At 45.3% G+C, this 13,686-nt stretch carries 17 protein-coding genes; 6 read left to right on the top strand and 11 right to left on the bottom strand.

What is annotated here, in order from left to right; translation table 11 throughout:
• Nucleotides 1-140: 140 nt before the first annotated feature.
• From tatC to hemW, 3 genes are read right to left on the bottom strand one after another with little or no spacing between them, the layout of a single operon-like run.
• A complete protein-coding gene (gene tatC / locus Q0389_RS11500) occupies nucleotides 141-923 on the bottom strand; it encodes a twin-arginine translocase subunit TatC (RefSeq protein ID WP_298694280.1) in 783 nt (260 codons plus the stop codon).
• The gene (gene tatB, locus Q0389_RS11495) at nucleotides 923-1,318 is read right to left on the bottom strand and encodes a Sec-independent protein translocase protein TatB (protein WP_366936861.1); all 396 of its coding nucleotides are present in this window, start codon (nucleotides 1,316-1,318) and stop codon (nucleotides 923-925) included. The genes tatC and tatB overlap by 1 nt, the downstream gene beginning before the upstream one ends.
• Nucleotides 1,319-1,375: 57 nt before the next feature.
• Complete coding sequence (gene hemW / locus Q0389_RS11490) at nucleotides 1,376-2,437, bottom strand: radical SAM family heme chaperone HemW (RefSeq protein WP_298694278.1); 1,062 nt, start codon at nucleotides 2,435-2,437, stop codon at nucleotides 1,376-1,378.
• A gap of 70 nt (nucleotides 2,438-2,507) precedes the next feature.
• On the opposite strand from hemW, the gene Q0389_RS11485 reads away from it, so the two are divergent.
• Genes Q0389_RS11485 through Q0389_RS11460 form a run of 6 tightly spaced genes read left to right on the top strand, consistent with a single transcriptional unit; the run spans nucleotide 2,508 to nucleotide 7,642 of the window.
• Nucleotides 2,508-2,978, top strand: a complete 471-nt coding sequence (locus tag Q0389_RS11485; protein WP_298694276.1) for an RNA pyrophosphohydrolase — start codon at nucleotides 2,508-2,510, stop codon at nucleotides 2,976-2,978.
• Entirely contained in the window at nucleotides 2,978-4,189 is a 1,212-nt protein-coding gene (locus Q0389_RS11480) for an aspartate kinase (RefSeq protein WP_298694274.1), read from the top strand. The genes Q0389_RS11485 and Q0389_RS11480 overlap by 1 nt, the downstream gene beginning before the upstream one ends.
• Nucleotides 4,189-4,737, top strand: a complete 549-nt coding sequence (locus Q0389_RS11475) for a HobA family DNA replication regulator (protein WP_298694272.1) — start codon at nucleotides 4,189-4,191, stop codon at nucleotides 4,735-4,737. Before Q0389_RS11480 ends, Q0389_RS11475 begins: the two co-directional genes overlap by 1 nt.
• The gene (locus Q0389_RS11470; protein WP_298694270.1) at nucleotides 4,724-5,347 is read left to right on the top strand and encodes a DNA polymerase III subunit delta'; all 624 of its coding nucleotides are present in this window, start codon (nucleotides 4,724-4,726) and stop codon (nucleotides 5,345-5,347) included. Before Q0389_RS11475 ends, Q0389_RS11470 begins: the two co-directional genes overlap by 14 nt.
• Nucleotides 5,337-6,476 (top strand): dihydropteroate synthase, encoded by a 1,140-nt coding sequence (folP, locus tag Q0389_RS11465; RefSeq protein ID WP_298694268.1) that lies wholly within the window; start codon nucleotides 5,337-5,339, stop codon nucleotides 6,474-6,476. The genes Q0389_RS11470 and folP overlap by 11 nt, the downstream gene beginning before the upstream one ends.
• A gap of 2 nt (nucleotides 6,477-6,478) precedes the next feature.
• The gene (locus tag Q0389_RS11460; RefSeq protein WP_298694266.1) at nucleotides 6,479-7,642 is read left to right on the top strand and encodes a cation:proton antiporter; all 1,164 of its coding nucleotides are present in this window, start codon (nucleotides 6,479-6,481) and stop codon (nucleotides 7,640-7,642) included.
• Nucleotides 7,643-7,673: 31 nt separating this feature from the next.
• Here Q0389_RS11460 and Q0389_RS11455 read toward each other — a convergent pair whose 3' ends face one another.
• The 8 genes from Q0389_RS11455 to Q0389_RS11420 form a co-directional block, all read right to left on the bottom strand.
• Nucleotides 7,674-9,155, bottom strand: a complete 1,482-nt coding sequence (locus Q0389_RS11455; RefSeq protein ID WP_298694264.1) for an inorganic phosphate transporter — start codon at nucleotides 9,153-9,155, stop codon at nucleotides 7,674-7,676.
• Nucleotides 9,156-9,285: 130 nt separating this feature from the next.
• Complete coding sequence (locus tag Q0389_RS11450) at nucleotides 9,286-9,819, bottom strand: peptidylprolyl isomerase (protein ID WP_298694262.1); 534 nt, start codon at nucleotides 9,817-9,819, stop codon at nucleotides 9,286-9,288.
• A complete protein-coding gene (msrB, locus tag Q0389_RS11445; protein WP_298694261.1) occupies nucleotides 9,819-10,223 on the bottom strand; it encodes a peptide-methionine (R)-S-oxide reductase MsrB in 405 nt (134 codons plus the stop codon). The genes Q0389_RS11450 and msrB overlap by 1 nt, the downstream gene beginning before the upstream one ends.
• The gene (locus Q0389_RS11440) at nucleotides 10,201-11,652 is read right to left on the bottom strand and encodes a hypothetical protein (RefSeq protein ID WP_298694259.1); all 1,452 of its coding nucleotides are present in this window, start codon (nucleotides 11,650-11,652) and stop codon (nucleotides 10,201-10,203) included. Before Q0389_RS11440 ends, msrB begins: the two co-directional genes overlap by 23 nt.
• A 146-nt stretch (nucleotides 11,653-11,798) precedes the next feature.
• On the bottom strand, nucleotides 11,799-12,083 hold the full coding sequence (locus Q0389_RS11435) for an HU family DNA-binding protein (RefSeq protein WP_298694258.1): 285 nt from the start codon (nucleotides 12,081-12,083) through the stop codon (nucleotides 11,799-11,801).
• 108 nt (nucleotides 12,084-12,191) lie between these two features.
• Nucleotides 12,192-12,437 (bottom strand): hypothetical protein, encoded by a 246-nt coding sequence (locus Q0389_RS11430; protein ID WP_298694256.1) that lies wholly within the window; start codon nucleotides 12,435-12,437, stop codon nucleotides 12,192-12,194.
• Entirely contained in the window at nucleotides 12,434-12,679 is a 246-nt protein-coding gene (locus tag Q0389_RS11425; protein WP_298694254.1) for a helix-turn-helix domain-containing protein, read from the bottom strand. Before Q0389_RS11425 ends, Q0389_RS11430 begins: the two co-directional genes overlap by 4 nt.
• Nucleotides 12,680-13,001: 322 nt before the next feature.
• Nucleotides 13,002-13,661, bottom strand: a complete 660-nt coding sequence (locus Q0389_RS11420) for a hypothetical protein (protein WP_298694252.1) — start codon at nucleotides 13,659-13,661, stop codon at nucleotides 13,002-13,004.
• Nucleotides 13,662-13,686: the final 25 nt, after the last annotated feature.

Genomic DNA, 13,686 nt, shown 5'->3' with positions numbered 1-13,686 from the left:
AAGCGGCCAATAACGATGGGACCGTTGGCACGATTAAAAACAAGAAGGCCGGGAAGGTCTCTGGGATGGAACGGATGGGTTGCTAAGAGTTCCTCGGGAAGAAGATAATCATAGCTGGAGGTTAAAAGAGGATCGAGCATTTAATCGATGGTTTCCTCTTCGTCTTCTCCGATATAAGGCTCTTCTTTAGGAGCCGGATTGACGGCACGAACGACAAGGATCGACGCTCCGTACAGAAGGGTCAACGGAATTGCCATCAGGATTTGGGTAAGGACATCCGGCGGGGTCAGAATCGCTGAAATGATAAAGATTAAGACGATAGCATAGCGGAAGAAGCCGACCATCATCCGATCGTCGATCAAGCCTAACAGAGCCAAGAAATAGCAGATGATCGGAAGTTCAAACGCCAGCCCGAATCCGAACATGATTTTGGAGAAAAAATCGACGTAATCTTCGATATTGATCAACGGTACGAATTCAAATGCCCCAAAGGCGATCAAAAAGCTGAAACCGAACGGTGTGACGACATAGTAGGCAAACAATGCGCCGATAAGAAACATGGTCGTACCGCCGAAAATAAACGGATAGAGCATCTTTTTTTCGTTGGCATAAAGCCCCGGAGCGACAAAAAGCCATATCTGGGACAAGATGACAGGAAGAGCCCCTAGCAACCCTGCAAAAAATGCCACTTTCATCGCGACGAAAAAAGTACCGCCGACTTGGGTGGTCGTAACCATCCCGTGTGCGGCGTTCGGAGCGACTTTGGCGACTTCGGCCAGAGCATCGTTCAGTGGAGCGGTCATCCATGTCATGATCGGTTCATGAAAATTGAATGCGACAAAAAACATGACGATTACGGCGGCGACGCTGATTCCGAGCCGTTTGCGCAATTCGACTAAATGGGGGCGTAAATCATCAAACATTAAAGACTCTCTTCCTTGGGTTTGATCTCTTTGGATTTCGGAGTGAAGGTTACTACTTCGGGCTCTTTCGGAGCGGCAGGGGCTGCAGGTATGGCATTAAAATCGAGTTCGCTTTTGACGGCATTGAGTTCGCTGCCGATTTCGGTCACGTTAGTAAGCCGCTCGAGTTCTGAACTGGCATCGGTCAACTCTTTTTTATAATTGAGAGCATCTTGTTTCATTTCCGAAAAGCGCATCTCCTCTTCGATCGTAGCACGCGCCGAGTTTACGGTACTTTTGACGCTTCGAAAAAATTTGGCAATATCCACCATCGTACTGGGGAGCTTGTCCGGCCCCAGAAACAAGATGGCAATCACGACAATGATAAAGATTTCGCCTAGGCCCATTCCAAACATTTTAGTAGTCCACGAAGTAATTTTTTATAGAATCGAGAGATTTTACCCAAAGAAAGTTTAAAACCCTTCTACTCTGAGCGCGATTTCATCGGATAGGAGAAAATCGGTATTAAAATAACGGCTTCCGTCATACGTGAGGACCCCTTCTCGACACAGAATATCGGCATTTTGACGCTGGGCGGCAGATAGCCGTGCTGAATCGACCCCGACACGGCTGCGAAATCCCAAAAAGAGACTTTCGCTTAACAGCGCTTCGGCATCAAGCGCTTCGATACGGTATTCGATGGGATTTTGAACATAGTGCGCCACATCCTGAGAAGGGTAAAATCGCTGCATGTTTAGAAAACCGACGGCTCCGCTGCCCAGACCGATATACGGTTTATGTTCCCAATAGCCGATATTGTGGCGGGAACGGTATTTTCCGAAATTGGAAATTTCATACTGTTCAAATCCTTTTTCTTCGATCTTGCGAAACAGCCATCGGGTAAGATCGAGTTCCTCTTCGGCGATCTCGGGGGTGTTTTCAAATGCCGTTTTCTCTTCGATAGTTAAAGAATAGAGGCTGATATGGTCGATCGGAAGCGAGAATGCTTGATCGATATCGGCTTGTAAAAGTGCTTTGGTATCACCTCTGACACCATAGATCAAATCGATGCTGAGATGTTTGTATCCGATAGCGGATGCACACCGTATCGCTTCGAGCGCATGTTGGGTATGGTGGGCTCGTCCGAGTGTTTTGAGTTTTTCGTTATTAAAACTTTGTACGCCGAAGCTGATCCGGTTGATTCCCAGCTCATACATCCCCTCCAGCCATGAGCGGGTCGCGCTGTTGGGATTGGCTTCCGAGGTGATTTCCGCATCGGGGGCTAAATAGGGTTTTATTCTCTCAAAGAGGGGATAATACAGTTCGGGCTCCACCGTAGAGGGAGTTCCTCCACCGATAAAAACGGTCTCTATCGGATTGTCGCGACTGATACCGAATCGTAGAAACTCGGCTTCGAACTGGACGAGGAGGGCCTGCATATACTCTTTTTTCAGACTGAATTTATCGACATACGAGTTAAAAGCACAGTAGGAACATTTGCTATCGCAAAAAGGGATATGAATGTATAAAAGCATAAAAGGATTATAGTATTTTTAATGGCGAATAGTTTACAATACCCCTCCAAATATAATGAAAAGATGGTGAATGACCGAAAATAAGTTCTACCGACCGAACGTGGCGGCGATTATAGTATCCTCCGACTATCCAGAAAAGAAAGAGATTTTTATCGCCGAGCGTACTGATTTGGCGGGAGTATGGCAATTTCCGCAAGGGGGAATAGACGAGGGTGAATCGAGCGAAGAGGCCCTTTTCCGAGAGCTGAAAGAGGAGATCGGAACGAAAAAGATAGAGATCATTGCCGAATATCCCGAATGGATATCGTATGATTTTCCTCCTCATGTCGCTTCGAAAATGGCTCCTTATGCAGGGCAGAAACAACGTTATTACTTGGTACGGTTGAAATCAAGTGCCAAGATAGACCTGGATACGAAACATCCGGAGTTTAAGCAATACCGTTTCGTCAGCGTCGATGCACTTTTCGACCATATTGCCCATTTCAAAAAAACGGTATACGAACAGGTGATTTCTCATTTTAGAGTCAAGGGGTACTTGTAATGTTAATTGTCCAAAAATTCGGCGGAACCAGTGTCGGCGATTTGGAACGGATCCAAAATGTCGCCAATCGTGTTTCCAAAACGCTGCAAGAGGGGCATCAGGTCGTTGTCGTCGTCTCAGCGATGAGCGGTGAGACCAACAAACTGATTGCGTATGCCGAACATTATACGCCATCGCCGGAACGAAGCGAAGTCGATATGCTTCTCAGCTCGGGCGAACGGGTGACGGCGGCGTTGCTTTCGATTGCGCTCAATGCGATGGGGCACAAAGCGGCTTCCATGAGCGGCCGTCGTGCCGGTATCGTCACGGACAACGTCCATACGAAAGCCCGGATTGAGAGTATCGATCCGAGCGCAATGCATGCAGAACTTGCGGCAGGGAAAGTGGTTGTCGTAGCAGGGTTTCAGGGAGTCAGCGAAAGCGGTCAGGTAACGACGCTCGGACGCGGGGGATCGGATCTCTCAGCCGTAGCACTTGCTGGAGCGCTAGAAGCGGATTTATGCGAAATCTATACCGATGTCGACGGTATCTATACGACCGATCCGCGGATTGAGCCCAAAGCGCGCAAAATGGATAAAATCAGTTACGACGAAATGTTGGAACTGGCATCGTTGGGTGCCAAAGTGCTTCAAAACCGTTCCGTCGAACTGGCTAAAAAATTAAATGTTAATCTTGTCACCCGCTCTAGTTTCAGCGATGCGGAAGGGACACTTATCACAAAGGAAGAGAATATTATGGAAAAACCACTCGTCAGCGGAATCGCCCTGGACAAAAATCAAGCACGCGTATCTTTGAGCGGTGTTATCGACCGTCCCGGAATCGCCTCGGATATTTTTACCCGCTTGGCGGACAACAGCGTCAATATCGATATGATTATCCAAACATCAGGGCACGACGGTCAAACCAACCTCGATTTTACCGTTCCGAAAACCGAATTGATCGATGCAAAGAAAGTGGTTGAAACTTTTATTTCCAATGATGAGATCAAAGAGGCGAGTTATGATGAGTGTATCTGCAAAGTCTCTATCGTCGGTGTCGGGATGAAATCACACACCGGTGTAGCTGCAAAAGCGTTTCAGACTATGGCACGCGAAAACATCAACATCATGATGATCTCTACTTCCGAGATCAAAGTGTCGATGGTGATCGACGAGAAATACGCGGAGCTTGCCGTGCGTTCACTGCATAGTGCCTATTCGTTGGATCAATAGTGCGTCAGTTCGATCAGTGGACATTGGACTCTATCCGCTCCGAAGGGGCGGGGATGAGTTGGTTTGAGGAACAGCGTTTCGAATGGACCCCTGCCATAGCCAATGCACTCGAACAGATTATGTCCGGTAAAAGCATCGTCCTCATCACCGACCATGACCGCAGATGGTTTGCCCACTACATTACCGCATCGATGAATAAACGTTCTCAGGACCGTCCGATGATCCCTATCGTATGTATCGATGCTCTTTACCCCCATTACGATCATCTCAGCGGCGGCGAAGCGATCGATACGCTGAGCGACATGCTCGATATCACGTTCAAAGGGGAATATTTCTTTTGGTATGTCGGCCGCGGGGACGAACGTCGCTCTGATATCGCCAAACGATGTACCAATTCTTTGTTATGGATTATGGATGAACGGTTCCAAAATGCATTGGTCCTTCGATCTCACGATTCTCTAATCGATATCAAATTGCTGCAACTCTACCGCCTTTTCGACAAAACGCTCAATGCGGTACTTTTCGGGGAGATCGATGTTCGCGTTTGAACGGGGGGGAATTTTAATAACTTCCGATATCGAAGGACGTGCCAGAGAGATTGAGACATCGCTGAGCCCTTTACGTACGGTTCTCTTTATGCGTGAAGACTTTAAGATCGAAGATGCCAAAGAGGTGATCGGCGAAGCATATAAAAGCGAAGAAAATACCAAAACACTGATACTCGGAGCTAAAAGCTTTACGATACCCGCGCAAAACGCCCTTTTGAAAATTTTGGAAGAACCCCCGCGCAATATTGTTTTTATCCTGATCGCTCCGAATAAAAGTACATTTCTCCCGACGGTGCGCTCACGTCTCAATCTTACCCAAGAACATACGCAACGCCATTTTGAACCTCTTTCGATCACCTTGAAAAATCTCGATCTTGCTTCGTTGTTTGCTTTTGTCAAAGAGAATGAACGGCTGAAAAAACATGAAGCCAAAGCACTTTTGGAACAGATCGCCTATCATGCGATTCACATAGAAAAACTCCCCTTGAGCGCTTCGCAGCTCGAAGGGCTGGAGAAAGGGATTCGTTTGGTCGAACTTAACAGCCGTTTTCAGAGCGTTTTGGTCATGATACTGATGAATTTTATCCGAGAGGTCAAACGTGGTCGTTGAAAAACTTTCCGATTCGATCGATTTGCGTCGTGAACTTCAAACCCTCGGGGTAGATAGCGGCGGAGTCGGTATTTTGGAAGATAAAGGGACGAGCCACCTGATTCGGATACGTGATTTGCATGTCGGTGCGGCCAATATTCTTAAGCAAGATGCCCTAAGCGTCGGTGCCGATTTGGCGGTTCCCAGAGGTACCGTCACCGCTTCGGTTCCCCGTGTGGATGTCTTGCTGATCGCAACCGAACGTCAATTGCAGCAACTGGCTAGAAAAGAGAAAGCACAACCGTTCGGTTTAAAGCAGCTTTCATCCGAATTGGAAAGTTTTTGCCGTCTCCCTAATACAAACGATGTTTCGGTGATGGGGATACTTAATGCCAATGACGACAGTTTTTATCATGCCAGTCGGTTTCAGGGGACAAAAGCGATAGACCGGATCGAAACAATGATCGGTGAAGGTGCCGATATCATCGATTTGGGAGGAGTATCCAGCCGTCCGGGCAGCGTGGCCGTCTCTGCGGAAGAGGAGTTGAACCGTCTGCGTCCGATTATCGATGCCCTGTATGAGCAGCGCATGTACGAAAAGACGAAACTCAGTCTGGATAGCTATGCACCGCTTGTAATCGACTATGCCCTAGAGAGAGGATTTCATATCGTGAATGATATTACAGGCTTGGCGGACGATGAGGTCGCACGGCTATGCGGCAGTTACGGTGCGACTGCCGTTATTATGCATATGCAAGGTACTCCGCAGACCATGCAGGAAAACCCGACGTATGATTCGGTTTTACACGATGTCGAAGTGTTTTTTAAAGAACGGATCGAGAAAGCCGAAAAGTTCGGTATCCGAGAGATGATCCTCGATTGCGGTATCGGATTTGGAAAACGGTTGGAAGAAAACCTCGCACTTATCACCCACCAGCGTCATTTTCTGCGTCTGGGAAAAGAATTGCTCGTCGGTGCAAGCCGAAAATCGATGATTGATGCGCTCTCTCCCTCAAAAAGTGAAGAACGTTTGGCCGGGAGCCTGGCTATTCATCTAAAGGCGATAGAAGAGGGGGCGAGCATCGTTCGCGTCCATGATGTCAAAGAACATGTTCAGGCGATCCGTGTCTGGAAAGCGCTGCAGGGTTAGGCATGAGTGATATTGTCGTCATTATAACCCTTTCGCTTCTGGTGCTGCTTTCACCGTTTCTCTCTCGCGTTACGAAGATACCGGTTGTCGTCGTCGAAATTTTATTGGGGAGTTTGGCAGGGTATTTCGGGTTTTTAGTCGAAAACGAACTCTTTAAAATCATCGCAAAAGTCGGTTTCTTGTATCTGATGTTTTTAGCGGGGATGGAGGTCAATCTCAAAGAGTTTAAATTTGCCAAATCTTCGTTGATACGCAGAACGCTTATTTATTTCGCCCTTTTATATGCGTGCTCGCTGTCTCTCTTTTTGTATTTGCATCTCAGCGCCGTATACCTGGTGGCATTTCCGATTTTCTCGCTCGGTATGCTCGTAGCATTAGTAAAAGAGTACGGTAAAAACGAACCGTGGCTTACTTTGGCGCTTAATATTGGGATTATTGGGGAATTGATGAGTATTTTTGCACTGACAATTCTGAGCGGCGGATTGGAATACGGGTACAATCAAGAATTTGCATTTACTCTCGGCGGACTCTTTTTGTTCTTAATCGGTTTTGTTGTGTTTTTTAAAGGAGTTCGTATTTTGTTTTGGTGGTATCCCGGGTTAAAAACATTGATCATGCCGCATGAAGACGGAAAAGATCAGGATATCCGCTTTTCGATGGCATTGATGTTTATCATGGTTGCCGTGATGCTGTATCTGAAAATCGATGTCGTTCTGGGGGCATTTTTGGCGGGAATGTTTATCGCCACCTATTTTAAACACAAAACCGATTTGCCGGAGAAACTCTCCTCTTTCGGTTTCGGCTTCCTGGTCCCTATTTTCTTTATTCATGTCGGATCAACATTATCTCTGGATGCTTTTACAGATTTGAAAATATTACAATTGGCGTTATTCATCTCTGGAACAATGATATTGATCCGTTTTATTAGTTCAATGGTTGCATACAGTGGATATTTAGGATTCAAAAATACAATTTTATTTTCATTAAGTGATTCAATGCCATTGACCTTTTTGGTAGCTATTGCGACCCTTGGTTATCAGGCAAATGCGATTACGCATGATGAATATTATGCATTTATCGTAGCAAGTATGGGAAGCGCGGTAGTGTTGATGATTTTAATCAAGATTATCTACCTGTTTTTAAACCGCCGTCAGGAAAAAGAGTAAAAGAGCCGCCGCAAAAATACGGCGGAACGGATTAGTATCCGAAGGTAATTTTAAGAAGAGCGAAGAAGATCGCAGACATGATTCCCGCTGCGGGGAGAGTGATGATCCATGCCATGGCGATAGGGCGCATTAATGCCCAGTTTGCGTTGCGGTTCAACATCCCGATTCCGATGATAGCCCCGACTAAAATATGGGTGGAAGAGACAGGTATCCCTAATTTGGTAGCTAAAAGAATAATGAACGTCGCACCCAGTTCAGCGGAAAATCCCGTCACCGGAAAGATTTCCGTGATACGGCTTCCGACGGTTTGAATAACCTCTTTCCCGATAAACCAAAGTCCTGCAACCAGTGCAATCCCGAAGGTCGCCATCGCGATGATCGGCACCGGCGATTCGGCATTGATCTGTCCTGTTGCTAAAATATCGATGATTGCCGCGAACGGCCCGATAGCATTGGCAATATCGTTGGCACCGTGGCTGAAAGCAAAAGCTGATGCGGTAAGGACTTGGAGCATGCTGAACAATCGCATGGTCGCTTTATGAGGGGAATCTTTGTGCATCACTTTGACAATGGCATAGACGATGCCATATGCCAGCGTTGAGAAGGTAGCGATCAACATGAAAATTTGGGTGTTGTCCAACTGCAGATGAGCATGTTTAAGCCCTTTAAATAACAACATTCCGGCTACCATGGCGGTGGCAAATGCCGCCATCAGCGGTGCATGGATACGAAGCGCGTAAAAAGCGTTTGATTTCTTTTGCAAACGATTTAATTCCTGCAATTTCTCATTGTGAGATACTTTCTCTTCTTCTGTCGCGATGGATTCGTTGTAAGAAGCTTTCAATTCTTTGACCTGGAGTTTGATACCGTTGATTTTGGCTTCTACATCATCGTTATAGTCGAGAATGTTTTTTTTGAGATACCAGTAAATGCCATACGATGCCATCCCGCCCAAAATAGGAGAAACGACCCAGCTGATAGCGATTTTGGTAATCTGATCCCAGTGAATCAAGCCAAAAATATTGCCTCCATGAGGCATTGTGACGTATCCTAAAGCGATGGAACCGCCGAGAATCCCTCCAACGATTGCATGTGTCGTAGAAACGGGATATCCTTTAGTCGAAGCGTACATAAGCCATAAAGCAGACGAGAGCAGTGCGCCCATCATGACAAAGACGTAAAGCATCGGATCGAAATCCATTTGAGAAATATCGACGATCCCTTTCCGAATCGTATCGGTGACGGCAGCTCCTGCGAGCATCGCACCGCTGAGTTCAAAGATGGCGGCAATGATAAGGGCCTGTTTGACGGTGAGGGTTTTTGCCCCGACACTGGTGCCGAATGAGTTGGCAACGTCGTTTCCGCCTATGTTGAAGGCCATGAAAAGGCCAAAAATCGTGGCGAGGATAAACAGGGTGTGATGCTGCGCAAGATAGTTCAGCCCCCAAATCATGAAAACGGCGATTGCGGCAACAAAAATTCCTCCGAAAAAGAGGTTGTCACGTGAGAACATAAAAGCTCCAATGGTTACGAAATGGTTACGAAATTATGCCCATTACTCTCTTTGAGAACACTTTATGTAGTAGGATTGAAGCAGTAGAGATGAGGCCGAGGGGACAAACCCATGCGGCATCCGAGGAAAATTAAGGTAGAAGGGTAGCTTTGATGATTTTTTGCGGTTGAAGCGGTTTATCGCCGCCGCGCTGACCGTTTGTCTGAACGTTGTTAAGTTTGGCAAGGGTATCCATACCGGAAACGACACGTCCGAAGATCGTATGATAGCCGTTGAGCCATGGAGTCTGAGCCGTCGTGATAAAAAATTGGCTTCCGTTCGTGCGAGGTCCGGCATTGGCCATTGCCAAAATCCCCGGTTTATCGAAAACGACACCCGATTTAAATTCGTCTTTGAACGGTTTTTTCCAGATTGATTCGCCTCCGGCTCCTGTTCCGGTCGGATCGCCTCCTTGGATCATAAAGTTTTTAATGATTCGATGAAAGGTTAATCCGTTGTAATATCCGTTTTTGACCAATCCCGTAAAGTTTTCGACCGCTAAGGGCGCCACATCTTCATACAATTCAAGGGTAATATTCCCTTGGGTTGTTTCTAAAGAGACACGGGGATGTTCGGCGGCAAAACTGAAGATCGACGTAAGTAACAAAACAAAAATAAGGCGCATTAAGACTCCTGTTGTCGTGGTGTAAAAGTGAGGCAAACCGAATTGATACAATAGCGCAATCCGGTCGGTGCCGGACCGTCCGGGAAGACATGTCCCAAATGGGCATCGCAACCCGCACAGAGCACTTCCGTACGGATCATGCCGTATGCGGTATCCCGTTTTTCCTCAAGTGCATCGGGAGTGACGGGTGCAAAATAACTCGGCCATCCTGTTCCTGAGTTGAATTTAGCCGTCGAATCGAAAAGAGGGGCATTACAGCACACACAGTGATAGATACCGTCCCCTTTAAAATCGGCATATTCTCCGGTAAACGCTCGCTCTGTCCCGTGCTGACGCGCTACGGCATAGGCTTCGGGAGAGAGGAGACTTTTCCACTCTTCGTCACTCTTGTAGATTTTTTGCATCGGCTTCTCCCTGCGGATTTGGATATGTGATTATAGTTGAGCTTTCTGATGCACGGCTTAGTATGTAGGTGTAATCGTCAAACTTCTCTTCTACGATAAAAAACAAATGAGGTATCGATAAACCGCCGATGGAGTCCGGAGTTGTCAAAACAATGTCGTCCAGATTTTGATACTGCAGACTAAACGACGGAGTGACAATACGGCAGTTTGATCCTAGATACTCATCGATGGAATCTTTATATATATCGATATAATCGGCATCGGCGAAGACTATCATGATCTCTTGTCTACGGCTTGTCGTCAATCGATGACGAATATCGGACAAAAGAAGATGCAGAGTATTCTGTGACGTTGAGGTAACGATACGGGGATCGATGTGACTTCGGTAGCGGTGGAGAAGTCCGACGGAATGCTCTGAAAGCGTATCGGGGTTAACGGTGCTGAGAAGAAGACTTCGATTTCCTTGATGGTGCTTGATACGATCGATAAGCGCATCGCCGAGAAGATACGCATCGTCGCACATTACTACGGTTGCTTCCTGAAAACATTTGTGTTCGGTGATATCGTCTTGTGGCGGAGTAAAGGTTATGCGAAGAAGATCGATCTCTAACGCTCCGTAATAGAGTAAAGAGACGAATTCGTTGCGTAACAGTTCGGAAGCTAAAAGGGTCGGTGCAATGAAAAGAACGCTTGCTTCCCTGTCGGTTAGGAGGATTAACATCGCTTTTCGAAGAAGAAGAGTGCTTTTTCCGCTTCCGTATCCGCCGGTCAGACTCATCTGAAGTTCTAGCGGCACAGAGAGAAAATGGGTTTGTTCCGGAGAGAGTATCGCACCGGCTGGATTTTGTGAGGTAGGCAGGATATACGTATAGGAATTCAAAGCACCGATAATTTTTAAAGAGGATAACGGTTCGTCTCTATATGGTCCCATTGCGTAGAGTTTTTGTTTGAGCGAATCGCCGCTTTCGTCTTTAAACAGAAGATATTTTTTCGGAAGCAGCTCATGAAAAGAGAGATCGAGAGTATCGAATTCGTCTTCCGTTAAGTTTTTCATCCAAATAAAACGGTAGATAGGGGTAAAGTCAAATGACAAAACATCTGCAAGTTTTTGCCGAATTTTTGATTCGGTTGCTTCAAACCGAGTGGAAGGAGGGCGTTTGATTTGCCGAGACGCCCGTTCAACCGTTGCATTTTCAAGTTCCGTAAGATTCCAGGAGACGGTTTCACCCAGTAGTATTCCCAGATGGGGAAGAAAGATCAACGTATCGATAGAGGTGAGTGTAGCACGGTGAAAGAGCTGGAAGTTATGAAAAAACTTCCCTCCCTCTTTGATGACGATAATTTTCAGTTCGGTATTCTCTTCCGATTCGGATGAGGGGAGTTGTTGCGGCGGGGATGAAAATAATCGTGTTAAAAAAGAGAAAAACACTTCTATTGCCTTTGTATACAATGCGCTCGTACTACCGTAATTTAAAAAATGATTATATCTCATTTAAAAAAATAAATGTAAACAGAAAAAGAGAGAAAGAAGAGAGTGTGGGAAATGGGGGAAAATCCCCCACCGAAATGAAGAAATTATTTTCCGGCAGCTACGCTGTCTTTAAGACTTTTGCCCGGTTTGAATTTAGGAACCATTTTATCAGCAGTGCTGTAAGTTTTGCTTGTTCCCGGAACTTTACCGCTTTTTCCTTTTTGAAGAGAAGATGCAAAACTTCCGAATCCTACCAATGAAACTTCTTCTTTCGCAACAAGAGCTGAAGTTACTGCTTCCGTGAACGCTTTAATAGCTGTTTCAGCTTCAACTTTTGTTTTGTAACCGCCGCTTTTTTGAACCAACTCTACGAATTGTGCTTTATTCATTAATTGCCCTTGATTTAGATATGCGAATAACACTCTGGCCTCCCCGTGTATAGGAGACAACAGGAGGGGGAAAGTGTTTTAGCCGCGAATACTTTAATATCTCTTACCTTAATTTTTTCTTCTTTTCTGCAATTTATTGAACAGTTTTGTTATTTTGTGGTTTTTTAAACCGTTTTTTAGCCAATTTCTCGATTTTGAAGCAAGAATCAGGGAAGAATCGCTTTTGGTATCGTTTAAGCGGAAGGGTGTTTTTTTACCCAAAAAAGACCATTTTTGGAAAAAATTACGGGAAGAAGAGATCGATAAGAAAACTTCTTCCAGCCCGATTCGTTCTTGCTCGCTTAAACTGCTCATTGCGTTTCTCCTAGTTTATTTATTTTCCGTACGACCCGGATGATCTCGTCATCTTCAAGCATCCCTAACATATCCAGTACGGCTTTAGCCGCTTGCGGCTTGGCATTACCGAGTCTCCAGTCCTGATAAGTACGCATGGAAATTCCCAATTCTCTGGCCATCTCTTTTTGAGAAATCTTCTTACCGTTGCGTCCCGCCTCAACGGCATTATGAAGAAGGTTAAAAAGATCGCTCATTTCCATTGCTCCATTGTAATATCCTTTTCTTAAAATAAACATTAAAACGTATAAAATATAGTTAATATTGTGCATTAAAATATATATAATGTATTAAATCTACACAAAATAGAATAAAGCATAAACTATACCAAGTTAAATATATATTTTATTGTATTAAATATACGAAAAACCGTATAATATTTTGTCTATAATTTTTGAATCGATCAAGAAGATTTGGCGCAGATATTTGCGGTTAAGGGCAATTAAGAAAGTGTGAACGGAAAGATTTGCAAGTTAAACGGATAAATGGAAAGATTGTTTGAAGGAAAAAGGGGAAGCCCTTTTTTTAGGAAAGAAAATCGGTATAGTCGTATTTTGAGAGATCGACGTAGAATTCCCCTTCTTTTTGGATAATGCGGATATCACTGCCGTATGCCGATTCGAAACGGCGTTTGACCTGTTTGCGTTCTTCCGAGCCCATACCTATGAATTTGAGATACCGTTTGAGTTCGATAACTCCTGATGAAATAGCGGGCACACTTTGCGCCGTTGGGCTAACGTCGGTATCGTGGACAGTATGTTCTTGAGAGAGGAGAAGTTTGGTATGGATCACTTCTAAAAGATTTTTAAGCTGTTCGTCTTTTGCCGTATAAATCTCTTCGATACGTTCTCTTTCGGCAATTAGCATTTGTTCTTTGTCATGGACGAGACGGTCGATTTTTGTCTCCAGTTCTTTGATTTTAAGTTTGAGCTGTTGATTCTCTTTTTGGTAGAGGGCGATGATCATTCCCACCGTTGTTTTTTGCGTCGAAGGTACGGAGGGGGCAGGTTTGGTATTATGGGCGAGTTCTTGGCGTTTTTCTTCATCTAAAGAACTCCGGGGGACGATAATATAAGTAACTCCCCCCTCAATAATATAGTTTAAGCGTTTGGTACGAATTTTGTTTTGGATCATCTCTTTGGACATTTTAAACGTTTTGGCATATTCATCGACGGTAAAACGCACGAGTCCTCCTTCTAGGTATAGATTT

The organism is uncultured Sulfuricurvum sp. (assembly GCF_937936435.1).
Classification (GTDB): domain Bacteria; phylum Campylobacterota; class Campylobacteria; order Campylobacterales; family Sulfurimonadaceae; genus Sulfuricurvum.
The sequence above is the reverse complement of the archived record's forward strand: the minus strand, read 5'-3'. Positions and strand labels throughout refer to the sequence as shown.

Bases quoted from the DNA above. Each gene is read 5' to 3' on its own strand.
- tatC (WP_298694280.1), bottom strand. From the start codon at position 923: ATGTTTGATGATTTACGCCCCCATTTAGTCGAATTGCGCAAACGGCTC.
- tatB (WP_366936861.1), bottom strand. From the start codon at position 1,318: ATGTTTGGAATGGGCCTAGGCGAAATCTTTATCATTGTCGTGATTGCC.
- hemW (WP_298694278.1), bottom strand. From the start codon at position 2,437: ATGCTTTTATACATTCATATCCCTTTTTGCGATAGCAAATGTTCCTAC.
- Q0389_RS11485 (WP_298694276.1), top strand. From the start codon at position 2,508: ATGACCGAAAATAAGTTCTACCGACCGAACGTGGCGGCGATTATAGTA.
- Q0389_RS11480 (WP_298694274.1), top strand. From the start codon at position 2,978: ATGTTAATTGTCCAAAAATTCGGCGGAACCAGTGTCGGCGATTTGGAA.
- Q0389_RS11470 (WP_298694270.1), top strand. From the start codon at position 4,724: ATGTTCGCGTTTGAACGGGGGGGAATTTTAATAACTTCCGATATCGAA.
- Q0389_RS11460 (WP_298694266.1), top strand. From the start codon at position 6,479: ATGAGTGATATTGTCGTCATTATAACCCTTTCGCTTCTGGTGCTGCTT.
- Q0389_RS11455 (WP_298694264.1), bottom strand. From the start codon at position 9,155: ATGTTCTCACGTGACAACCTCTTTTTCGGAGGAATTTTTGTTGCCGCA.
- Q0389_RS11450 (WP_298694262.1), bottom strand. From the start codon at position 9,819: ATGCGCCTTATTTTTGTTTTGTTACTTACGTCGATCTTCAGTTTTGCC.
- msrB (WP_298694261.1), bottom strand. From the start codon at position 10,223: ATGCAAAAAATCTACAAGAGTGACGAAGAGTGGAAAAGTCTCCTCTCT.
- Q0389_RS11435 (WP_298694258.1), bottom strand. From the start codon at position 12,083: ATGAATAAAGCACAATTCGTAGAGTTGGTTCAAAAAAGCGGCGGTTAC.
- Q0389_RS11430 (WP_298694256.1), bottom strand. From the start codon at position 12,437: ATGAGCAGTTTAAGCGAGCAAGAACGAATCGGGCTGGAAGAAGTTTTC.
- Q0389_RS11425 (WP_298694254.1), bottom strand. From the start codon at position 12,679: ATGGAAATGAGCGATCTTTTTAACCTTCTTCATAATGCCGTTGAGGCG.